Annotated in this window: 12 protein-coding genes; 5 read left to right on the forward strand and 7 right to left on the reverse strand. The window is 67.8% G+C overall.

Annotation, left to right across the window (positions count from 1 at the left end; all coding sequences use genetic code 11):
- Positions 1–50: 50 nt before the first annotated feature.
- Together BRW65_RS07815 and BRW65_RS07820 are read left to right on the forward strand one after the other, a co-directional pair.
- Positions 51–12,587, forward strand: a complete 12,537-nt coding sequence (locus BRW65_RS07815; RefSeq protein ID WP_073873235.1) for a type I polyketide synthase — start codon at positions 51–53, stop codon at positions 12,585–12,587.
- Between the two features lie 25 nt (positions 12,588–12,612).
- Positions 12,613–15,210 carry a sugar epimerase family protein gene (locus BRW65_RS07820; RefSeq protein WP_073873237.1) on the forward strand — a complete coding sequence of 866 codons (2,598 nt, stop codon included), beginning with the start codon at positions 12,613–12,615 and terminating at the stop codon, positions 15,208–15,210.
- A 73-nt stretch (positions 15,211–15,283) separates the two neighbouring features.
- Here BRW65_RS07820 and BRW65_RS07825 read toward each other — a convergent pair whose 3' ends face one another.
- From BRW65_RS07825 to BRW65_RS07850, 7 genes are all read right to left on the reverse strand, one after another.
- Entirely contained in the window at positions 15,284–15,715 is a 432-nt protein-coding gene (locus BRW65_RS07825) for a hypothetical protein (protein WP_073873239.1), read from the reverse strand.
- 18 nt (positions 15,716–15,733) lie between these two features.
- Complete coding sequence (locus BRW65_RS07830) at positions 15,734–16,429, reverse strand: hypothetical protein (protein WP_073873241.1); 696 nt, start codon at positions 16,427–16,429, stop codon at positions 15,734–15,736.
- The gene (locus BRW65_RS32620; RefSeq protein ID WP_279627650.1) at positions 16,426–16,554 is read right to left on the reverse strand and encodes a hypothetical protein; all 129 of its coding nucleotides are present in this window, start codon (positions 16,552–16,554) and stop codon (positions 16,426–16,428) included. The genes BRW65_RS07830 and BRW65_RS32620 overlap by 4 nt, the downstream gene beginning before the upstream one ends.
- Before the next feature lie 15 nt (positions 16,555–16,569).
- Positions 16,570–17,373, reverse strand: a complete 804-nt coding sequence (locus tag BRW65_RS07835; protein WP_073873243.1) for a CbbQ/NirQ/NorQ/GpvN family protein — start codon at positions 17,371–17,373, stop codon at positions 16,570–16,572.
- Entirely contained in the window at positions 17,370–18,899 is a 1,530-nt protein-coding gene (locus tag BRW65_RS07840) for a nitric oxide reductase activation protein NorD (RefSeq protein ID WP_073873245.1), read from the reverse strand. The genes BRW65_RS07835 and BRW65_RS07840 overlap by 4 nt, the downstream gene beginning before the upstream one ends.
- A gap of 188 nt (positions 18,900–19,087) precedes the next feature.
- Entirely contained in the window at positions 19,088–19,735 is a 648-nt protein-coding gene (locus BRW65_RS07845; protein ID WP_139272938.1) for a hypothetical protein, read from the reverse strand.
- Between the two features lie 379 nt (positions 19,736–20,114).
- The gene (locus tag BRW65_RS07850) at positions 20,115–20,714 is read right to left on the reverse strand and encodes a TetR/AcrR family transcriptional regulator (RefSeq protein ID WP_073873249.1); all 600 of its coding nucleotides are present in this window, start codon (positions 20,712–20,714) and stop codon (positions 20,115–20,117) included.
- A gap of 212 nt (positions 20,715–20,926) precedes the next feature.
- On the opposite strand from BRW65_RS07850, the gene BRW65_RS07855 reads away from it, so the two are divergent.
- The 3 genes from BRW65_RS07855 (at position 20,927) to BRW65_RS07865 (ending at position 24,150) form a co-directional block, all read left to right on the forward strand.
- Complete coding sequence (locus tag BRW65_RS07855; RefSeq protein ID WP_073873251.1) at positions 20,927–21,715, forward strand: SDR family NAD(P)-dependent oxidoreductase; 789 nt, start codon at positions 20,927–20,929, stop codon at positions 21,713–21,715.
- Between the two features lie 63 nt (positions 21,716–21,778).
- Positions 21,779–22,858 (forward strand): NAD(P)H-dependent amine dehydrogenase family protein, encoded by a 1,080-nt coding sequence (locus BRW65_RS07860; protein ID WP_073873253.1) that lies wholly within the window; start codon positions 21,779–21,781, stop codon positions 22,856–22,858.
- A gap of 68 nt (positions 22,859–22,926) precedes the next feature.
- Positions 22,927–24,150, forward strand: coding sequence for a cytochrome P450 (locus BRW65_RS07865; RefSeq protein ID WP_084187754.1), 1,224 nt, complete (start codon positions 22,927–22,929; stop codon positions 24,148–24,150).
- Positions 24,151–24,166 lie beyond the last annotated feature (16 nt).

Consider the following 24,166-nt stretch of genomic DNA (forward strand, 5'->3'; position numbering starts at 1 on the left):
GCGAGAGTCGCATCGAGGCAGCTGACGGCCAAGTTAGGCGAGAGGTATTGATGGTGGATCAACTCCAGCATGCGACCGAAGCGCTGCGGAAAGCGCTGGTCCAGGTCGAACGCCTGAAACGCACCAACCGTGCGCTGCTGGAGCGGTCGAGCGAGCCGATCGCGATCGTCGGGATGTCATGCCGCTTCCCCGGTGGAATCGAGACACCCGAAGACCTGTGGCAGATGGTGGCCGACGGCCGCGACGTGATCACGGAATTTCCCGCCGACCGTGGCTGGGACCTGGCGAGCCTGTTCGACCCGGATCCCGACGCGCGCCACAAGACGTACGCGCAGACCGGTGGCTTCGTGGACGGTGTCGCCGACTTCGACCCGGCTTTCTTCGGCATCGCTCCGAGCGAGGCGCTCGCGATGGACCCGCAACATCGGATGTTGCTGGAACTGTCCTGGGAGGCGCTCGAGCGCGGCGGCATCGATCCGAGCGGCCTGCGGGGCACCGCGACGGGTGTGTTCGCCGGCCTCATCGTCCAGGGCTACGGCATGCTCGCCGAGGAGATCGAGGGCTACCGCCTGACCGGCATGACGTCCAGCGTCGCCTCCGGGCGAGTGTCCTATGTGCTGGGTCTGGAGGGCCCGGCGGTGTCGGTGGATACCGCGTGTTCGTCGTCGTTGGTGGCGTTGCACATGGCGGTGCAGTCGCTGCGCTCCGGTGAGTGCGATTTGGCGCTGGCCGGCGGCGCGACCGTCAACGCCACCCCGACGGTCTTCGTCGAGTTCAGCCGGCATCGGGGGCTGGCACCGGACGGCCGGTGCAAGGCGTACGCGGGCGCGGCCGACGGCGTCGGCTGGTCGGAGGGCGGCGCGATGCTGGTCGTCGAGCGGCTCTCGGACGCGCGGCGGCTGGGCCATCCGGTGCTGGCGCTGGTCCGGGGCACGGCGGTCAATCAGGACGGCGCGTCCAACGGGTTGACCGCGCCCAACGGCCCGTCTCAGCAGCGGGTGGTGCGGGCGGCGCTGGCCAACGCCGGTGTGTCGACCGCCGACGTCGACGTGGTCGAAGGCCACGGGACCGGGACCACACTGGGCGACCCGATCGAGGCACAAGCTCTGTTGGCGACGTACGGCCAGGACCGTTCGGAGCCCCTGTGGCTGGGCTCGATCAAGTCGAACATGGGTCACACCCAGGCCGCCGCGGGCGTGGCGGGCGTCATCAAGATGGTCCAGGCCATGCGCCACGAAATGCTGCCCGCGACACTGCATGTGGACGCGCCCAGCCCGCACGTCGATTGGTCGGCGGGATCGGTGTCGTTGCTGACCGAGCCGCAGCCGTGGCCGGCGAGCCGCGCGCGCCGCGCAGGCGTCTCGTCGTTCGGGATCAGCGGCACCAACGCCCACGTGATCATCGAGGCGCCCCCCGTGGCCGAACCGCAGGAGGCCCGCCCGAAGCCCGTGACGGTGCCGTGGGTGTTGTCGGCAAAGTCCCTGGCGGCGTTGAGGTCTCAGGCTGGGCGGCTGGCCGGGTACGTGCGCGGCCATGACGAGCTCGACGTCGCCGATGTGGCCTTCTCGCTGGCGGGCCGCGCGACCTTCGAGCACCGGGCCGTCGTCGTCGGTGGCGATCGGAACCGGTTGCTGGCCGGTCTCGATGAGTTGGCCGCCTCCGAAATTGAGGCCCCGACCGGTTCGGCCATTCAGGGCAGCGCGCCACCTGCGGGCAAGAACGTCTTCGTGTTTCCCGGCCAGGGCTCGCAATGGCTGGGCATGGGAATCGAATTGCTGGAAACCGCACCGGTGTTCGCGCGGCAGATCGATGCGTGCGCGGAAGCATTCGCGGAATTCGTCGACTGGTCGCTGATCGACGTGCTGCGCGGTAATCCGGACGCCCCGGGTCTGGACCGGGTCGACGTGGTGCAGCCGGTGCTGTTCGCGGTGATGGTGTCGCTCGCAGAATTGTGGAAGTCGGTCGGGGTCAACCCCGACGCGGTGATCGGCCATTCGCAAGGTGAGATCGCCGCCGCCTATGTCGCCGGTGCCCTGTCGCTGCGCGACGCCGCTCGGGTGGTCACGTTGCGCAGCAAGCTGTTGCGGTCGCTGGCCCACTCCGGAGGCATGCTGTCCATCGCATGCAGCACCGAACGGGCACGGGAGCTGTTGGCGCCCTACGGCAATCGCGTCAGTATCGCGGCCGTCAACGGCCCCTCGGCGGTGGTCGTCTCGGGTGAAGTGGCCGCGCTCGACGAACTCGTCGGCTTCTGCACCGACCTGGAGCTGCGCACCCGCCGCATCGACGTGGACTACGCGTCGCACTCGGTCGAGGTGGAGGCCATCCGTGCCGAGCTCGCCGAGGCCCTCACCGGTATCGAGCCGCAGTCCTCGCGCGTCGCCTTCTTTTCCACGGTGACCGGAAGTCGTTTGGACACGGCCGGTCTGGACGCGGCGTATTGGTATCGCAACATCCGGCAGACCGTGCAGTTCGACCAGGCGGTGCGCGCCGCCTGCGAGCACGGGTATCGCACCTTCATCGAATCCAGTCCGCATCCCGCACTGATCGCGGGCATCGAAGGCACCGCCGACGAGTGCCTGAAGACCTCGGCCGGCGACTCCGAGGCCATCGTGGTGCCCACCCTGGGCCGTGACGACGGCGGCCTCGAGCGCTTCCTGACGTCGGCGGCCGCCGCGTTCGTGGCGGGCGTGAGCGTCGATTGGCGCGGCGTGTTGGCCGGGGCGGATTTCGTGGAGCTGCCGACGTACGCCTTTGACCGGCGCCGGTTTTGGCTGTCCGGCGAGGGTGTCGGAGCCGACGCCGCCGGCCTGGGTTTGGGCACCAGCGAGCACGCGTTGCTCAGCGCGGTCGTTGAGCTGCCGGCCTCGGACGGGGTGCTGCTGACGGGCCGCCTCTCGCCCAGCCTTCAGGGCTGGCTGGCCGATCACGCTGTCTCCGGTGCCGCGGTGTTCCCGGGCGCGGGGTTCGTCGAGTTGGCGATCCGGGCCGGCGACGAAGTCGGCTGCTCGGTGGTCGACGAACTGACGCTGCAGGCGCCGCTGATGCTGCCGGCCGCCAGTTCGGTTGCCGTGCAAGTGGTTGTCGGTCCCAGCGAAGAATCGGGCCGACGCTCCGTGGCGGTGTTCTCCCGCACCGACGCCGGTTCGGGGTGGGTGTGTCACGCGGAGGGAGTCCTGAGCTCGCGGTCCGTTGAGCCCCGCGCCGACCTGTCGGTGTGGCCGCCCGAGGGCGCCGTCGCGGTGGACGTGACCGACGGCTACGACCAGCTCGCGACGCACGGGTACGGGTACGGACCGGCGTTCCGGGGTTTGACAGCGACGTGGGTCCGCGGCGACGAGGTGTTCGCCGAGGTGCGGCTGCCGGACGCGGCCGGCGGCGTCAGCGGGTTCGGGGTGCACCCCGCGTTGCTCGACGCGGCGATGCACGCCGTCATCATGGCGCACCAGGCGGCGGGCCGGCCCGTCGAATTGATGTTGCCCTTCTCGTGGCAGGACGTGTCGTTGCATGCCGCGGGCGCGACCGCGGTCCGTGCGCGGATCGCGCCGACCGAGCGTGGCCAACAGGACGGTGGGGGAACCACCTCGATCTCGATCGAGCTCGCCGACGGGCTGGGCTTGCCGGTGCTGTCGGTCGGGGCGATGGTCGCCCGGCCGGTGAGCGAGCGGCAGCTGCGCGCGGCGGTGTCCAGCTCCGGCCCCGAGCGAATGTTCGAGGTCGCCTGGTCGCCGGCGTCCGCGCCGACGGCCGAGGGCCGGGTGCCGGCCCACGAGATTGTGGAATCCGTTGTCAGCGAACAGGATCCGGTCACCGCAACCTACGAGCGCACCCACCGGGTGCTGGCCGCCGTGCAGGCATGGCTGACCGAGCATGACTCGGGCGTGCTGGTCGTGGCCACCCGGGGCGCGGTCGGATTGCCGGGGGAGGACGTCAGCGATCTGCCCGGCGCGGCGGTATGGGGTTTGGTGCGCTCGGCGCAGACGGAGCATCCGGGACGCATCGTCCTAGTGGATTCCGATGCGCCGCTCGATGATCGGGTGGCCGGTTTGGCGCTCGCGACCGGCGAGCCGCAGGTCTTGCTGCGCGACGGCCAGGTCTACACGCCGCGCGTGCGGCCCAGCCGCGCGGTAGACGATCTCTTGGTGCCGCCGGGCGATGGGCCCTGGCGACTGGGCATCGGCAGCGCGGGCACCTTCGAAAACCTGCGGCTCGAGCCGGTTCCCAATGCCGACGCACCGCTGGGGCCGGGTCAGGTGCGGGTGGCGCTGCGCGCCATCGCCGCCAACTTCCGCGACATCATGATCACCCTGGGCATGTTCACCCATGATGCGTTGCTCGGCGGTGAAGGCGCCGGAGTGGTGGTCGAGGTCGGTCCAGGCGTTACCGAGTTCGCGGTCGGAGACTCGGTTTACGGGTTCTTCCCCGACGGGAGCGGCACGCTGGTGCCCGGCGATGTTCGCCTGCTGCAGCCGATGCCGGCGGGCTGGTCCTACCCCGAGGCCGCCGCGATCTCGGCGGTCTTCACCACCGCCTACATGGCCTTCGTGCACCTGGCGGAGGTGAAGCCGGGACAGCGCGTGCTGGTGCACGCGGCGGCCGGCGGTGTCGGCATGGCGGCGGTTCAGCTCGGCCGGTACTTGGGTCTCGAGATCTTTGCGACGGCCAGTCGCGGCAAATGGGACACGTTGCGGGCCATGGGGTTTGACGAGGACCACATCGCGGATTCCCGCAGCCTGGACTTCGAGGACAAGTTTCGGGCGGTGACTGGCAGGACCGGCATGGCTGGAATGGACGTCGTGCTGGATTCGCTGGCGGGCGACTTCGTGGACGCCTCCCTGCGCCTGGTGGCCCCCGGCGGTGTGTTCCTGGAGATGGGCAAGACCGACATCCGCGACCCGGGTGTGATCGCCCAGCAATACCCGGGCGTGCGCTACCGCGCCTTCGACCTCTTCGAGCCCGGCCGTCCCCGGATGCACCAGTGGATGATCGAGTTGGCCGGGCTTTTCGAAGCCGGCGCGCTGCGGCCGTTGCCGGTGACCACCTTCGATATCCGGCGCGGTCGTGCGGCGTTGCGGTACCTGAGCCAGGCCCGCCACATCGGCAAGGTCGTCATGACCATTCCAGGCGGACTGGCGGCGGGCACCGTGCTGATCACCGGTGGTACCGGGATGGCGGGTTCGACGCTGGCCCGCCACCTCGTGACGCACCACGGTGTGCGAAACATGGTGTTGCTCAGCCGCAGCGGTCCCGATGCGCCCGGGTCGGCCGAGCTCGTCGCGGAATTGGCGGAAGCCGGTGCCCGGGTGCGCGCGGTCGCGTGCGACGCGGCCGACCGGGAGGCGTTGGCCTCGGTGATCGCCGACATTCCGGCGTCGCACCCGCTGAGCGGGGTGATCCATGCCGCGGGTGTGCTCGACGACGCGGTGGTCACCTCCTTGACTGCGGAGCGAGTGGACGCGGTGTTGCGCTCCAAGGTCGACGCGGCCTGGAACCTGCACGAGCTCACCCGCGACCTCGATCTCCCGGCGTTCGTGATGTTTTCGTCGATGGCCGGGCTGGTGGGCTCGTCGGGCCAGGCCAACTACGCGGCGGCCAACTCCTTCCTCGACGGGCTGGCCGCGCATCGCCGGGCTCTGGGATTGCCCGCGATCTCGCTGGCCTGGGGCCTGTGGGATCAGGCCAGCGCCATGACCGGTGGGCTGGACGCCGCCGACCGCGCCCGGCTCGGTCGCGACGGGATCCTGGCCTTGTCGTCGGACGAGGCGATGGAGTTGTTCGACACCGCGCTGATTGTCAACGAGCCCTTCCTGGCGCCCGCCCGCATCGACCTGAACGCGCTGCGAGCCCACGCCGCCGCCGTGCCGCCCATGTTCGCCGACCTGGTCCACGCGCCCGCGCGGCGTCAGGTCGACGACTCGCTGGCGGCCGCCAAGTCGAAATCCGCGTTGGCGCACCGGCTGCACGGCCTGCCCGAACCGGAACAGCACGCCGTGTTGCTGGGCCTGGTCCGTTCGCACATTGCGACCGTGTTGGGTAACACCACGCCCGAGGCGATCGACCCCGACAAGGCGTTCCAGGACCTGGGCTTCGACTCGCTGACCGCGGTCGAAATGCGAAACCGGCTGAAAACCGCGACCGGGCTTGCTCTTTCACCGACCCTCATCTTCGACTACCCGACCCCGAACGGCCTGGCCGGCTACATTCGCGGCGAACTCGCCGGGGTGCCGCAGGAAGTCGCGCCCGCCCCGGCCGTTCGCGCCGTTGGCGACGACCCGATCGTGATCGTCGGCATGGCGTGCCGGTACCCGGGCGGGGTCAATTCTCCCGATGATCTGTGGCGGATGCTCGTCGATCAGCGCGACGTGCTCTCGGACTTCCCCACCGACCGCGGCTGGGACCTGGCCGGCATCTACAACCCGGACCCCGACGTCCCGGGAACCTGCTACACCCGCACCGGCGGCTTCGTGGAGGGTGTGGCGGACTTCGATCCCGCCTTCTTCGGGATCGCACCTAGCGAGGCGCTGGCGATGGACCCGCAGCAGCGGATGTTCCTCGAGCTGTCCTGGGAAGCCTTGGAGCGGGCCGGAATCGACCCCGGCGCATTGCGCGGCAGCGCGACCGGCGTCTTCGCCGGGGTGTACACGCAGGGCTATGGCATGGGCGCGGCCCCGGCCGCGGAGGGCTTCCGCCTGACCGGGCAGTCGTCGAGTGTGGCGTCGGGCCGGGTGTCGTACGCGCTGGGCCTGGAGGGCCCAGCGGTGTCCGTGGACACGGCGTGCTCGTCGTCGCTGGTGGCGTTGCACATGGCCGCGCAGTCGCTGCGCTCGGGCGAATGCGACCTGGCGCTGGCCGGCGGCGTCACCGTCAACGCCACACCCGACATCTTCGTGGAGTTCAGCCGCATGCGGGGGCTCTCCGCCGATGGGCGGTGCAAGGCGTACGCCGGGGCCGCCGATGGCACCGGCTTCTCCGAGGGCGGCGGGATGCTCGTCGTCGAGCGGTTGTCGGATGCGCAGCGGCTCGGGCACCCGGTGCTGGCGATGGTGCGCGGCTCGGCGATCAACCAGGACGGGGCATCCAACGGGCTGACCGCGCCCAACGGCCCGTCCCAGCAGCGGGTGGTCCGCGCCGCGCTGGCCAACGCCGGCTTGTCCGCCGCCGACGTCGACGTGGTCGAAGGCCACGGCACGGGAACGACTTTGGGCGATCCGATCGAGGCCCAGGCGTTGTTGGCGACGTACGGCCAGGGCCGCGCCGAGCCGCTGCTGCTGGGCTCGATCAAGTCGAACATGGGCCACACGCAGGCCGCCGCCGGTGTGGCCGGCGTGATCAAGATGGTGCTGGCGATGCGGCACGACCTGCTGCCGGCGACGCTGCACGTCGACCAACCCAGCCCGCACGTCGACTGGTCGGTGGGCTCGGTGTCGCTGCTGACCGAACCGCGGTCCTGGAAGGCGGATCATCCGCGCCGGGCCGGGGTGTCGTCGTTCGGGATCAGTGGCACGAACGCGCACGTGATCATCGAGGCCGCGCCCGTCGAGCCCCCGCGCGCCGTGGAACGCGCCAAGCCGCCGGTGTTGCCGTGGGTGGTGTCGGCGAAGTCGTTGCCGGCGTTGGGTTCCCAGGCCGCGCGGCTCGCCGAGCACCTGCGCGAGCGCAGCGAGCTCGACGCCGCCGACGTGGCGTGGTCGCTGGCGGGCCGGTCGAACTTCGAGCACCGGGCCGTCGTGGTCGGCGGCGACCGCGATCAGCTGCTGGCCGGCCTCGACGAGTTGGCCACCGGTCAGGCCGGATCGGTCATCCAGGGCACCGCCATGCCCGGCGGCAAGACCGTCTTCGTCTTCCCCGGTCAGGGCGCCCAGGTCCTCGGGATGGGGATGGGCCTGCACGCCGCGTATCCGGTGTTCGCCGAGGCGTTCGACGCCGTCGTGGCCGAGCTGGACCGGCACCTGCTGCGGCCGCTGCGCGAGGTCATGTGGGGCCACGACGAGGGTCTGTTGAACACCACCGAATTCGCCCAGCCGGCGTTGTTCGCGGTGGAAGTCGCCTTGTTCAGGTTGCTCGAATCGTGGGGTATCCACCCCGACTTCGTGCTGGGCCACTCGATCGGCGAGTTGGCGGCCGCGCACGTCGCTGGCGTCCTGTCGCTGGAGAACGCGGCGGTACTCGTCGCCGCCCGCGGCCGATTCATGCAGGCCCTGCCTGAGGGCGGGGCGATGATCGCAGTGCAGGCCGCAGAATCCGAAGTGCGTCCGCTCCTGGAACCCAACAGGGTGGACATCGCCGCCGTCAACGGGCCCACCTCCGTTGTCATTTCGGGCGCCGAGGACGAGGTGGCCGCCATCGCGGCCCAACTCCGCGCCGATGGCCGCCGCGTCCACCAATTGGCGGTGTCCCACGCGTTCCACTCGCCGTTGATGGCTCCGATGCTCGACGAATTCGGCACGGTCGCAGCCGGTCTGGCCATCGGCAGACCGATGATCCCGATCGTGTCGAACGTGACCGGGCAACTGGCGGATGACGACTTCGCTTCGCCCGCCTACTGGAAGCGGCACATTCGCGAAGCGGTGCGGTTCGCCGACAGCGTGCGTTTCGTGCACGCGGCCGGCGGCAACCGTTTCCTCGAGGTGGGTCCCGGCAGCGGGCTGACGGCATCGATCGAAGAATCGCTGCCGGACGTTCCGGTGGTCACCATGTCGGCGCTGCGGAAGGACCGCCCGGAACCGGCGACGCTGACCAACGCGGTCGCGCAGGGGTACGTCGCCGGGATGGACGTGGATTGGCGCGGCGCGATCGACAGTGCCGGTTTCAAAGCCGATTTCGTCGAGCTGCCCACCTACGCGTTCGAGCGCCGGAGATTCTGGCTGTCCGGCGACGGCGCCGCCGTCGACGCCACGGGCTTGGGTTTGGCGCCCGGTGAGCACGCGCTGCTCGGTGCGGTGGTGGAGCTGCCGGCCTCCGGTGGGGTGGTGCTCACGGGCCGGTTGTCGGCCGGCGCGCAGAGCTGGTTGGCCGACCACGCCGTCGGCGGCGTGGTGCTGTTCCCCGGTGCCGGATTCGTGGAACTGGCCATCCGGGCCGGCGACGAAGTGGGCTGCGGCGTGGTCGACGAGCTGAATCTGGCCGCCCCGCTGGTGCTTCCGGCGTCGGGATCCGTGGCGGTCCAGGTCGTGGTGGGCGGTGCCGACGACACGGGGGCCCGTGCGGTGTCGGTGTTTTCGCGCGCCGACTCCGGTACGGGCTGGTCGTTGCACGCCGAGGGCGTGTTGCGCGCCGGATCGGTGCAGCCGAGCGCGGACCTGTCGGCCTGGCCGCCGATCGGTGCCACGCCGGTCGATGTCGCCGACGGCTACGAGCGGCTGGCCGAGCGCGGGTACGGCTACGGGCCCGCGTTCCGCGGCCTGACGTCGATGTGGCGCCGCGGCGACGAAGTCTTCGCCGAAGTGACCCTGCCCGCCGACGCGGGAGTCTCGGCGTCCGGATTCGGCGTCCACCCGGTGATGCTCGACGCGGCACTGCACGCGGTGATCTTGACCTCCGACGGCGCCGAGCTCCCCGAAGGTTCGATGCTGGTGCCGTTCTCGTGGCAGCAGGTGTCGCTGCACGCCGCGGGGGCGACGGCGGTGCGGGCAAGGATCGTGCCGGTGAGCGATTCGGCGGTGTCGATCGAACTCGCGGACGGATTGGGCCTGCCGGTGCTCTCGGTGGCGTCGATGGTGGCCCGGCCGGTGACCGACCAGCAGCTGTTGGCCGCGGTGTCGAATTCGGGGCCCGACCGCCTCTTCGAGGTCATCTGGTCCGCTCAGCGTTCGACCTCGGTGCAGCCCGTCTCGGTATCCGCCTGGGGCGCACCAGAAGTGGACGACGCCGGGGCACAGCAGTCGGCGGTGGTGTTCGAGTCGGCGCCCGTCGTCGGCGACGTCGTTGCCGACGTGTACGCGGCCACCCGCGCGGTGCTGCCGGTCCTGCAGTCGTGGCTGGCCCGTGACGGGGCGGGCACCCTGGTCGTCGCGACCCGCGGCGCGATGGCGTTGCCGGGGGAGGACGTCACCGATCTGGCGGGCGCGGCGGTGTGGGGACTGGTGCGGTCGGCGCAGACCGAGCACCCGGGTCGCATCGTGCTCGTCGACACCGACGGTCCGTTGGACGACGAGTCCGTGGCCGCGCTCCTTGCGGTCGGTGAACCGCAGGCATTGGTGCGCGGCGGGGCGGTGTACACCGCCCGGGTCCATGGGAGTCGCACCGTCGGCGGCCTGTTGGTCCCCCCGAGCGATGGGCCCTGGCGACTCGGCATGAGCAGTCACGGCACCTTCGAGAATCTGCGGTTGGAGCGCATCCCGGACGCCGACGCCCCGTTGGAGGCCGGGCAGGTTCGGGTTGCGCTGTCGGCCCTGGCCGCCAACTTCCGCGACGTGATGATCGCGCTGGGCCTTTACCCGGATCCAGACGCCGTGATGGGTATCGAGGCCTCCGGCGTGGTCATCGAAACGGGCCCGGCCACTGCACGTTTCGCGGTCGGCGACCGTGTCATGGGCTTGTTCCCCGACGGCACCGGCACGGTCGCGAGAACCGACCAGCGCCTGCTCGCCAAGGTGCCGGTCGGATGGTCGCACACCGCGGCCGCCACCACCACCGTGGTGTTCGCCACCGCCTTCTACGCGTTGGTGGATCTGGCCGCCGCCAAGCGAGGTCAGCGGGTGTTGGTGCACGCCGCCGCCGGCGGCGTCGGAATGGCCGCCGTGCAGCTGGCCCGACACCTGGGCCTGGAGGTGTTCGCCACCGCCAGCCGAGGCAAGTGGGACACGTTGCGGGCCATGGGGTTTGACTCCGACCACATCTCGGACTCGCGCAGCCTGGAGTTCGAGGACAAGTTCCGGTCCGTCACCGGCGGACGCGGCATGGACCTGGTGCTGGACTCGCTGTCCGGCGACTTCGTCGACGCCTCGCTGCGGTTGGTTGCCCCCGGCGGTGCGTTCCTGGAGATGGGCAAGACCGACATGCGCGAGCCCGACGCGGTCGCCCGGGAGCATCTCGGCGTGCGCTACCGCGCTTTCGACCTCTTCGAGGCCGGGCCGGACCGCATCGCGCAAATACTCGACGAGCTGGCCGCGATGTTCGCCGACGACGTGCTGCGGCCGTTGCCGGTTACCAGGTTTGACGTGCGGCGCGCGCCCGCCGCGTTGCGGTATCTGAGCCAGGCCCGGCACGTCGGCAAGGTCGTCATGACCATGCCGGATGCCTGGGCTACCGGCACGGTGTTGATCACCGGCGCCACCGGCATGGCGGGTTCGGCGCTGGCCCGCCATGTGGTGACGCGCCACGACGCGCGCAACCTGGTCTTGGTGAGCCGGCGTGGTCTGGACGCGCCTGGTGCCGCGGAATTGGTGACGGAGCTCAGCGGCGCGGGCGCCCAGGTGCAGGTGGTGGCCTGTGACGCCGCCGATCGCGAGGCGCTGGCGAAGGTGATCGCCGACATCCCGGTGCACCGGCCGCTGTCGGGGGTGATCCACGCGGCCGGCGTGCTCGACGACGCGGTGATCTCGTCGCTGACTCCGGAGCGGGTGGCGTCGGTGTTGCGGGCCAAGGTCGATGCGGCCTGGAACCTGCACGAGCTGACCCGGGACCTGGATGTGTCCGCGTTCGTGATGTTTTCGTCGATGGCGGGCTTGGCGGGCGCCTCGGGTCAGGCCAACTACGCGGCGGCCAACTCGTTCCTGGACGGATTGGCCGTGCACCGGCGCACACACGGCTTGCCGGCGATGTCGCTGGCGTGGGGTCTGTGGGATCAGGCCAGCGCCATGACCGGCGCGCTCGGGGCGGCCGACCGTGCCCGGTTCGGCCGCGACGGAATCGTCGCGATGTCCTCCGACGAGGCGCTGGAATTGATGGACACCGCGCTCATCGTCGACGAGCCGTTCCTGTTGCCCGCCCACATCGACCTCGCCGCGCTGCGGGTCAAGTTCGATAGCGGGACGCTGCCGCCGATGTTCGTCGATCTGATCAACGCGCCCACCCGGCGTCAGGTCGACGATTCGCTGGCCGCGGCGAAGTCGAAATCCGCACTGCTGCAGCGCCTCGAAGGGCTTCCGGAGGACGAGCAGCAGGCGGTTCTGCTGGACTTGGTGCGGGCCAACATCGCCACCGTGCTCGGCAATTCCAGCCCGGAATCGATCGATCCCGACCGCGCTTTCCAGGAGCTGGGTTTCGACTCGTTGACCGCGGTCGAGATGCGCAATAGGCTGAAATCCGCTACCGGACTGGCGCTGTCACCCACGCTGATCTTCGACTACCCGAACTCCGCCGCGCTGGCCGGTTACATGCACCGCGAACTCGTCGGCGCGGCCGAGCAGCAGACTCCGGCCGCCGCGCCCGGGGAGGCCGAGATCCAGCGCGCCGTGGGATCGATTCCGGTCAAGCGCCTGCGGCAGGCCGGGGTGCTGGAGCTGTTGCTCGCCTTGGCGAACGAAGCGGACGGCGGCCGAGGTGACGGGCAGTCGCCGGCCGCCGCAACGAGCTCGGAGAAGGACATCGCGGACATGGATCTCGAGGATCTGGTCAACGCGGCTCTGATGGACGACGACGAATAGTCATGGGCTTGCGCAAGGGCAATCAATGAAAATCGCGGTCACCGGGGCCAGCGGTGTGCTCGGCCGGGGCCTCACCGTCCGCCTGCTGAGCCAAGGCCACGACGTCATTGGAATCGCCCGGCATCGGCCCGAAAGCTGGCCGGGCGCGGCCGAATTCGTCGCGGCCGACATCCGGGACACCGCCGCGGTCACCCGCGCGTTGGCTGGCGCGCACGTTGTCGCCCACTGCGCATGGACATCGACTCCGGCCCACGACGAGCGCGTCAGCCGGCAGGTCAACATCGACGGCACCCGCAATGTGCTGGCGGCAATGGCTGAGACCGGGGCCAGACGAATCGTCTTCGCGTCGTCGGCGCACGTTTACGGCGGCGGGGACGCGCCGAAGACCGAGCACGACGTCAGAGCGCCGGTCAGCGCCGAGGGTCGATACCAGGCAATGGTCGAGCGGATGCTCGAGGACTCGGAGCTGGAGTGGGTCGCGATCCGCTCCGCGCTGATCGTCGGCCGAAACGTCGATAACTGGGTGCGCCGGCTGCTGGCGCTGCCGGTATTCCCCGACGGATCGGCCGACCGTCTGATGCAGGTCGTCCACTCCGACGACGCCCTTCGGCTATTCAACCGGGCGATAGTCGACAACGAAATCGGCAGCGGCCCAGTCAACCTTGCCGCACCGGGCGAGCTGACCTTCCGTCGGATCGCCGCGGCGCTCGGACGCCCCATCGTGCGGTTGGGCTTCGGACTGGCCGAGCTCGAACTGGTGCACGGCGCCGCGTTCATGGATACGGCGCGGTTACGTGAGCAATGGGGATTCCGGCCGGCGTGGAACTCCAGTGAATGTGTCGAAGATTTCGCGCTCGCGGTGCGCGGTCGCCTCACCGTGGGCAAGCGGGTGGTGTCGCTACCGTGGCGGATGGCCACCATCGGTGACCTTCCGTCCGTCGATGCGCCGACCGAGGACGGGGTGAAGCCCGATTGGGCTGGCCCGGTCGGCGATAACGGGGAATTCGACACCCCCATCGATCCACGCTTTCCGACTTTTCTGGCCACCAACCTGTCGGAGGCGCTGCCCGGCCCGTTTTCCCCGGCCTCGGCCTCGGCGACCGTGCGCGGGTTGCGCGCCGGCGGCGTGGCCATCGCCGAGCGGCTGCGCCCCGGCGGCATCGTCCAGCGCGAAATCGCCACGCGCACCGTCGCCGTCTTCGCCCACCGGCTCTACGGGGCCATCACCTCGGCGCATTACATGGCCGAAACCGTACCGTTTGCCAAACCGGCCACGATCGTCAGCAACAGCGGATTCTTCGGCCCCAGCATGGCGTCGCTGCCGATCTTCGGTGCGGAGCGTCCACGCTCCGAGACGAGCCGAATCCGCAAGCAACTGAGGACCATTCGCAACATCGGGGTCTTCGGCGTCAACCTCATCGGCCTGTCCGCGGGTTCATCCAAGGACACCCACGAGTTCGTCGCCGATGTCGACCGGCTCGAACGCCTGGCCGAAGACGTCACCCGGGTGGACGATCGTCGGCTGCTCAGCCTGATCATGTTGGCGCGCGACGAGGTGGTGCATGGCTGGGTGCTGGCGTCGGCGTCGTTCATGCTGTGCGCCGCGTTCAACGTCCTGCTGCGCGGTTTGTGTGGGCGGGACACCGCCGCGCCGGCGGGACCGGAGTTGGTCAGTGCGCGATCCGTCGAGGCAATGCAGCGGTTGGTGGTTGCCGCACAGGGCGATCCGAAAGTGACGGCACTGCTCGCCGAGCCGGGGGAGCGGCTGGGCAAGCTGGCCGTCGAGGCGCCGGAGTTCCACGCCGCGGTATTGGCCGAGCTGGCGTTGATCGGGCATCGCGGCCCCGCGGAACTCGAGATGCTGTCTATCAGCTACTCCGATGATCCCGAGTTGCTGGTCCGGATGGTGACCAGAGCGATGAGCGCCGCTGCGGCGCCTGAGCCGCAGCGCCCCCGCATTCCATTGCACGCCAAGCCCGTTGCGCAGTTGGCAGGACACCAGCTCCGCGACCGCGAAGTCCGCCGTGACAAGGTGGTGCGGGCCAACTGGGTGCTGCGCAACCTGATGCGCGAATACGGGCGGCGGTTGGTCGACGCCGGAGTCTTCGGCACCGCCGACGACGTGTTCTACCTGCTCGTCGACGAGCTCGACGCGCTGCCAACGGATGTCGGGGCGCTGGTGGCGCGGCGCCGTGCCGAACAGCGCCGGCTGGCCGCCGTCGTTCCGCCGACGGTTTTCAGCGGGAGCTGGCAACCGACCACCACCCCGTCGGCGACGCTCACCAGTGGGGAGACTCTGCGCGGTGTCGGCGTGTGCGGGGCGAAGGTGCGCGGCCGGGTGCGTATCGTGCGGCCCGAAACGATCGACGAGCTGCAGCCGGGCGAGGTCCTCGTCGCGGAGGTCACCGACGTCGGCTATACCGCGGCTTTCTGCTACGCCGCCGCCGTGGTGACCGAACTCGGCGGCCCGATGTCGCACGCCGCGGTGGTGGCCCGCGAATTCGGGTTCCCCTGTGTGGTGGACGTGCAGGGAGCCACCAAGTCGTTGCCGCCCGGTGCGCTCGTTGAGGTCGACGGCGCGACCGGGGAGATCCGGGTGCTGGATCTGGCGCCGGGCGGTTAGGACTCGGCTGGCTCGGCTTAGGCATCGAATTCGATGTCGAGATCGAGCGGCCCGCTCAGCACGACCCGATGGGTCACGGGTGCGGCGCCGCGTGCTGTTGGGCCGCCTGGCGGGCCAGCCTTTCGTCGTGGATCCGGACGAGTTCACGGAACCCGAGCCGGTGGTACTTGGGGATAGGCTGGATGCCCCACACATCCTGGGCGGTGGCCTTGCCCTCCGCGCCCTCCGGCGGACCGAACGGCGGGTAGGGGTACTTGCACTCCAAGGTGTCGTTGGAGTAGCGAATCTTCAAGAGTTCGCTGCAGATTTCGGTGAGACTCAGCGTCGGGTAGCCGTAGTAGACCGCCATGAACGGCAGAGTGAAGGCGCCTTCGATCACCAGTGCCACCAGGCACACCAGGACGGCTCGTTTGATCCATTTGTGCATCCGCGCGTAGTACGGCGTGGTCCCCGGCTCGAGATCCGCGGTGGGGTCTTGTTCTTCGGTGGGGGATGGGGCGGTCATCGCACGGCTCCTTGTGGCCTAGTCGGTAAAGATTTCGCGGTTGACGGTGTGCAGGTAGGGGATCGCGAGGAAGGGGGTGATGTAGAAGATGTCGTAGAGCCACCAGCCGATGACCGGGAAGACGACGCCGGCGTAGCGGACGTCGGCGAACATCGTCATGTTGAACACGTAGGCGGTCCAAATGACCACGCCCATCCAGCAGGTGACGACCATCCACTGGTGACCCCACCGCTTCATCTGCAGGAACCCGATCGCCGCGGCCACCCGCATGGCGAACACCGTGAGGATCAGGCCCGCGACATACGCTTTTTCGCCCGGCCCCGCGGCGCCGCCGACCCACAGCTCGTTGTAATGCCAGAAGTACCCCGCATCAAACATGTTGCCCCAGCCCACCATCAGCACCCGGTTGATCAAGGTGTGGTTGGCGACCAGGTCTAGCGCCCAGCCGAGACTGTTGAGCATGCCGTCGATCAGGACCAGATAACCGATCAGCGTCACGATCATGGGCCGGACCGACAAGCCGGCGCGCAGCGCCTGGCGCTGCAGCCATACCCCGCGCATGAAGACGGGGAATCCGATCAGACCGGGCGCCCACATGCCCATCAACGCGGCGCCGACGATCATCCACTTGTCGGCGTGGCGCTGCGCGTGGCGGGATTCGTCGTGGTGTTCCTCGAGTCCGACCGCATTCGCTTGCGCGGCAGACACGGTCACAGATCCCACCACCCGCGGGCGAACGACATGTAGAGCTGAACCCCGAACATCACCAGCAAGTAGCCGTAGATGAATAGCTGGAAGATGATGAGCGCCCTCTTGCGCTTCCTCTCCTGTTGGTCCATGCCGTCAGCTCCTTCCTAGGGGCGTGCACTCGGGGCGTCGGTGGTGGTCAGGCTGGCCGCCGCGACTTCACGTAGGCCGTCGGTGACCGCGCCATCGAGACTCAGCGGCGCGAGGATGCAGGCCTCCGCTGCATCCAGTTCGCTTGCGCCGGCGGCTATCAGGTGCGCGGCGGTGACCAGCACCCTGGTGGACGGCGGCTCGAAGTGAAAGGCTGCGTCGGCGGTGCGGATCGCCACCGCACATCCGACCAGCCGACGCGCCGTGGCGAGAGGGATTCCCGCTTCGGCGACGATCACCTCGGCCTCACGGTCGGGCGGCAGGTACCTCATCGCAAGTGTGACAAATCGCTGCCGGAAGGACGGCTTCAATTCCTTCAGCGAGCTGCGATATGCCGGGTTGTAGGATCCCACCAGCATGAAATCGTCCGGCGCCGTCACGACTTCGCCAGCTCGATCCAGGTAGAGGGATCGCCGGTGGTCGGTGAGCGAATGCAGGATGGCCAGCGAATCGTGGCGGGCTTCGACTACCTCGTCGAGGTAGCAGATCGCGCCGGCTTTGACAGCACGGGTCAGCGGGCCGTCGGTCCAGACCACATCGCCGCCGGTCACCATGAAGCGGCCGACCAGATCGGAGCTGGTGAGATCGTCGTGGCAGCTGATCGTGACCACGGGGCGCTGCAACAGCGAGCCCATGTGCTCGACGAACCGGGTCTTGCCGCACCCGGTCGGTCCCGTGAGCATGACCGGGATGCGGCGGTGGAAGGCCTGCTCGAACAGCTGAACTTCGTTGCCGTTGGCGAAATAAGTTTCGGTAGTCATGCGGCGACCAGTTCACGATGGACATGGGCCAACACTCGCGGCAGCTCCTCTACGCGTCGGATGCGTTGTGATCGTCGGGGTCCGAAGACCTCCGGTAGCGGATCGACCCGGGTGGGTCCGACGCCGACGTAGTAGATCGACACGCCGGCCTCGTTGGCCTCCTCGACGGCGTGCGCCGTGTCGGCCCAGGCATAACGGCCCTCGTAGCCCTCGTCGGAGATCAGTCCGTCACCGATGACGATCAGCAGCCGACGTTCCGAGGGTTGAGCGAGCAGCCGGCTCGTCAAATGACGCAGCGGCGCGCCGAGTCTGGTGTATCCGCGGGTGGACAGGCCCAGCCCGCTCGGCGGCACGAAGCGACGATCTTCGAAGTCCTTCAAACAACGCACCTCGACGCGATGACGTGTGTTGCCGGTGAACACGAAAACACCGTGCCGCTCGCGAGCCAGCGTCATGGCGCGCGAAAGCGCATCGGCACAAGCCAATTCCAGCTGGAAGACTCGACCGCCGTGCACGCCCAACGACGAACTGCCGTCGAGCAGTAAGGCGGTGGTCACATCGCGGCTGCTGGGCAGCAGCTCGCGGAACACCCTCGGTTCCTTGGCCTCGCCGGTGGAGAGGTCGATGTAGTGGCTGACGTACTGGTCAACATCGAGGTCCGATCCATCTTCGAGACGGTTGGTCATCGCCCGATGGGTGTGTTCTTCGAACCACTTGCGGACGTCAACGGCCACGGGCACCGGGCTGGGGGTGCGCCGGGCATCGGCGAATTCGACGACGGCGACGTGGTCGCGCATGAACCGCTGGGTCCACATGTTCCATTCGGGATAGGGAATCCCCGGCCGGTGTTGCGGGGTGACGTCGAGATCGTTGTCCTGCCCCCGGCTCGGCGGAGGCAGGTTCGGATTGCGCACGCCGCCGTCGCCGCCGACGGGAACCGAGTACGGTCGCGGAATACGCTTCTGCGTCGTCGTCCACGGCATCCGGCCAAAGCTGCGCCGCAGTTTGTTCGCCAAACCGTGCGGTGCCGTGTACGCCAGCGGCAGGCTGCCGAGCAGCGGCGGAATCGTCAATGCTTGGCCGGTGCTTGCCAATGCGATTGCGCGGCCGAGAATTTCCGAGGCGCCCATGTCACCGGCTTCGATATGGACTTCGGGAAGCAGCCGCTGGGCATCGGGGAGCAGGCCCGGCCAGCGCGACGCGATCCAGCCCAGCGCGACACCGGCCTCGACGAGCGTCAGCGCTTGCAGCTCCCGGGCGGTGAGCTCGTTCAGGCGGTAGGAGGTAACGCGTTCTTTCGACGGCGAACACTGAAGGGCAACACCGCATGTCAAAGATCGACGCGTCCAGTGGGGCAGCGCCGGATAGGGGACATGAACGAACGTCAGCGCCGCGTTCAACCCGAAGCCTCGCCGTTCACCCGTGACGAGCCGCGCGCCCTCGCGGCGTTGCTCGCTCAGCGCGACCGCCGTGACGGCGCAACTGCGTTCCAGCGCCATCGCATGCGCATCGGAATACTCAGTCATCGGCCGAGTCCCGCGTTGCCCACCTGTCCGATCCGCGGTTCAGAACGTGCCGATGTTGGAGAACAGCCAATACCAGAACCAGATGATCAGTCCGGTACCGCCCCACGCGGCGACGTAGCGAAGGATCTCCCACAGATAACCCACGATGTGACCTCCTCAGTGACGTAAGGTTTTTCGGCTCGCGCATCTCAGTCGGAGAAGAGCTCGCGGTTGACGGTGTGCAGGTAGGGGATCGCGAGGAAGGGGGTGATGTAGAAGATGTCGTAGAGCCACCAGCCCACGACCGGTAGCACGACGCCGGCGAAGCGCACGTCGGCGAACATGGTCATGTTGAAGACATAGCCGATCCAGATCACCACGCCCATCCAGCAGGTGACGACCATCCACTGATGGCCCCAACGTTTCATCTGCAGGAAGCCGATGGCGGCAGCGATGCGCATCGTGAAGACGGTCAGAATGAGGCCGACCTCCCAGGCCTTTTCACCCGGACCGGCCGCCCCACCGATCCACAGCTCGTTGTAGTGCCAGAAATAGCCGGCGTCGAACATGTTGCCCCAGCCGTTGAGCAACACGCGGGCCAGCAGCGTGTGGTTGGCGACCAGGTCAAGCGCCCATCCGACGGTGTTGATGGCGGCGTCGATGATGACCAGATAGCCGAGCAACGTGACCAACATCGGCCGTACGGAGAGGCCGTCTCGCCGGGCCCGGCGCAGCAACCGGACTCCCCAAAGAAACAGCGGCAACCCGAAGACCCCCAGCGCCGCGGTGCCGATCAGGAGACTCCCGGAGATGAGCCATTTGTCGGCCCGGCGCTGGGCGAGTTGCGACCGCTCCATGTGCTCGTCGATGGTCAGACCTGAGGCTGGCGCGGTCGAGTGGGTGGCGGTACGAGCATCGCGGTCCAGCTTCGGCGGATTCACGAACCCTCCCCGTCATCGACGCTGATTGGATCGGCGTCTGCACTATAACAGGCTGACTGTAGTCAGCATACTATGGACGCAGCGAGCCGCAGGTGCCGATAGATACCTGCGGCTGCGCCAACGAAAGCTCAGAAATACACTGAATCTCGCTGTTCTGCCGGCCCGGTGGATGGCCATCCACTGAAGATCCCGGGCTCCATAACTGACACAAGTCAGGCCCTACATCGTTGATATGCCCTGTCCCACACCGGATTTCGGCTGGTGCGCGGCGTGATACGCCCTTGACGCCCCCGCCTCAGGGCCGCATGCTCCGCAACGTCCGAGCGACGTAATCCTCCAACAATGCGCGGCCCGTCGGCCAGTGATTGGTCGTGATCAACAGGGAGTAGAGGCCGAGCAGGAAGAACACCGCACTGTTCATGGGGCTGACGTCAGGGTCAACCTCGCCGCGTTCTTGCGCCTGTGCGATCTCCTGGGCGACCAGGACGATCAGCGGATGATCCCTGCCGTCTTCGGTTGGCGGACGGGTTTGGGAGAAATGCAGCGCGAGAAAGTCATTGAAGAGCATATCGCCCAGTCGGCGTTCCAATCCGATCACCAGTCGAGCCGCCTCATTCAGCGCGGAAGCAAGATCGTGCTTGGACTTCAAGAATTGCGCGAACTGCTTGGCGATCCGGTCCTCTTCCCGACGCTCCAACTCCAGCAGCACATGCTCCTTGGTGGGGAAGTGGAAGAAGAACGTCCCGTGTGCGACGCCTGCGGCGGCCACGATGGCGCTGACGTCCGCTTTGGCCATCCCGGCACGGGCGAACTCGGCGATTGCGGCGCCCATCAATCGCTCCCGTGTCTGCAGGCGCTTTGCCTCTCGCGCGGACAGCCGGTCTGTCACAGCCATTTCGATCCTTACAAATTGACCCAACTCATGCATGAGTTTCAGCGCTACCTTGACCAGTATGCCGCGTTCCGCTCAGAATGGCCTGCATTACTTGGCCATCAATTCAGTCACGCGCGTACGTTCCAAGCATGAAATCGGAATCATATTGACTTAAGTCAGCAAGGTTCATAGATTGAACGGCGCACCGTCACACGGCGCCGAAGGAGCCCGGCATGGCCTTGGAGCAGTTCCGCTTGGACGGACAGGTCGCGATCGTCACCGGCGCCGGGAAGGGCGTGGGGGCAGGCATTGCGCGGGTATTGGCGGAGGCTGGCGCCTCAATCGTGGGCACGGCGCGCACCGAGGCGGATATCGTCGGAACGATTGACGGTATCGAGGCCGCCGGCGGCAACGGGCTGCCGCTCGTCGCGGACGCGATGAGCCGTCCGGACGGGGAGCGGGTCGTGAATACGGCCATGGAGCGCTTCGGGCGCATCGACATTCTTGTCAACAACGTCGGCGGGTCGACCTACGCACGATTTCTGGACATCACCGATGAGGACTTTCGGCACACCTTCGACTGGTGTGTGACGTCGGCCTTCATCATGAGCCAGCTCGCCGCCCCGCACATGCTCACCGCCGGGCGCGGTTCGATCATCAATATTTCGTCGGGCTCGGCGCGGTTCGGCATCCGGGCGCTGACCGCCTATTGCGTCGCAAAGGGCGGCCTCGAAGCGCTCACTCGAGCCATGGCGCAGGAACTGGCCCCAAAGATTCGCGTCAACGCCATCGCCCTAGGGTCGTTCGCCACCGACGGCCTGAAGGGCAGCCTGGATCTGATGCCGGGATCGCTGGAGAAGATGCAGGAGGCCACCCCGCTGCACCGGCTGGGCGACGTCGAGGACCTCGGGCGGCTCGCGGTGTATCTTTGCACGCGCGATTGTTACGCGACCAACGCGACCTTCCACGTCGACGGCGGCATCGATTCGAACAATTCCCCGTTGCCAATACCCGATTACTGACCTGCGATGCGCTCGAACGCGTCATGATGGGTCGGCGGAACCGCTGGAAGGGCGAGGGTAACCGTGCGCAGAGTCATTCAATTCTCCACCGGAAACGTGGGTCGGCACTCGTTGCGGGCGATCATCGGCAGGCCGGATCTCGAACTGGTCGGCGTGCACGCCGCCAGCGCGGAAAAGATCGGTCAGGACGCGGCGCGGCTGTGCGGACTGGACAAATCAACCGGCATCGTTGCCACCGACGACATCGACGCGCTGGTCGCCCTCGGCGCCGACTGTGTGGTTTACACGTCTCAAGGTGAGACTCGGCCGATGGAAGCCATCGAGCAGATGGCCAAGTTCCTGGCCGCGGGGACCAACGTCGTTGGCACGTCGATGGTCTGGCTCGTCACTCCTCGCCACGCCGACGACTGGCTGCGCGAGCCGTTGGAGCGTGCCTGTGCGGCCGGCAACACGTCGCTGTACATCAACGGCATCGACCCCGGCTTCTCCGGCGACACGCTGGTGCACTCGGCGGTGAGCCTGACCACCCGCGTCTCGTCGATCACGGTGCAGGAGATTTTCGACTATGGAAACTATGACGACGCCGAGTTCACGGGTACCGCAATGGGATTCGGGACTGCTCCGGACGACGACCCGCCGATGATGTTCCTGCCCGGCGTGATCGTGTCGATGTGGGGCGGTCAAGTCCGCAGCCTCGCGGACAATCTCGACATCAAGCTCGATGACGTGCGCCAGCGCGTCGAACCCTGGTACACGCCCGAGCGAATCGAATGCACGATGATGACGGTGCAGCCCGGGCACATGGCCGCCGTGCGCTTTGCGACCGAGGGCATCCGCGACGACAAGCCGGTGATCACCCTCGAGCACGTCACCAGGCTCACCCAGGCCGCCGCGCCAGGCTGGGAGTTCCCGCCCGAGGGGCACACCGGCGTACACCGCGTCGTCGTCGAGGGCGAACCACGGGTGGAAATCAACACCCACGTTTCTCACCCCCTTTTCGACTCCACGGATGCCGGCTGCATCTCGACGGCGGGCCGCGCCGTCAATGCGATCGACTGGGTGTGCCGCGCGCCGCAGGGGCTGATCGGTGTGGAGGACATCCCACTGTCCGCGACGATGCGCGGCCTGATGTGGGACGAGTAGTAGCAACTATCCGGGCTCTACCCTCTACAAACTGGCAGACAGCTGAGACGTAGTCAGAAACACGGGTCATGTCAATAACTTTCGAAGCCTCCGAATCCTTCTCCGACGCAGAGCTCCCAGTGCTGCCCCTTCCTCGGCCGACGCACTGTCCGCTCGCGGCGCCGCTCGAGTTCGCGGAGTGGCGCGAACAGCCCGGACTGCGGCGGGCGATGTTTCAGGGCAACCAGGTCTGGGTGGTCAGCCGTTACCAGGACATCAGGGCGGCGCTGGTCGATCCGCGGTTATCCGCGAAGACGATTCCGGACTCGATCCTGCCGACCGACGCCGACAACAACGTCGCGGTGATGTTCGCGCGGATCGACGATCCCGAGCATCACCGGTTGCGCCGCATGATGACGAGCAACTTCACCTTTCGGCGTTGCGAATCGATGCGGCCGCAGATTCAGGACATGGTCGACCACTACCTCGGGGAGATGATCGCCCAGGGTGGGCCGGCCGATCTGGTGCGTGAATTCGCCTTGCCGGTGCCGTCGATGGTGATCGCACTGTTGCTGGGGGTCCCGCCCGAGGACCTCGAACTCTTCCAGCGCAACACCACGAAGGGGCTCGACCAGGGATCCACTGACGAGGAAAAGGGTCAGGCGTTCGGGGCCATGTACGCCTACATCGAGGAGTTGGTGCACCGCAAAGCGTGCGAACCCGGCGATGACTTGATCAGTCGCCTGCTCATCGAATACGTGGCGACCGGCCAACTCGACCACACCACTACGGCCATGAACAGCGTGATCATGATGCAGGCCGGCCATGAAACCACCGCCAACATGATTTCGTTGGGAACTGTTGCGCTGCTGGAACATCCGGAGGTGTTCGAGCGACTCGGGCGGACGGAAGACCCGGCCGTCATCGCCAGCACCGTCGAAGAGCTCATGAGGTACCTCACCATTGTGCACAGCCAGGTCGATCGCGTGGCGACCGAGGATCTGATGATCGGCGATCAGCTGATTCGCGCCGGGGAGTACGTCGTTATGAGCTTGCTCGCCGGGAACTGGGACGCCGAGTTCGTCGACCATCCGGAATCGTTCGATGTCGACCGGAACACCCGCGGACACTTGGGCTTCGGTTATGGGGTGCATCAATGCATCGGGGCCAACCTGGCCCGCGTCGAGATGCAGGTGGCGTTCGCCACGCTGGCGTGCCGCTTACCCGGGCTCAAACTCGCGGTATCGCCGGCGGAACTGAGGTTCAAAGACGCCAACATCTATGGCATGAAAGAACTTCCGGTCAGTTGGTGACCATCGCCTCCCAGGG

It is taken from the genome of Mycobacterium paraffinicum (assembly GCF_001907675.1).
Classification (GTDB): domain Bacteria; phylum Actinomycetota; class Actinomycetes; order Mycobacteriales; family Mycobacteriaceae; genus Mycobacterium; species Mycobacterium paraffinicum_A.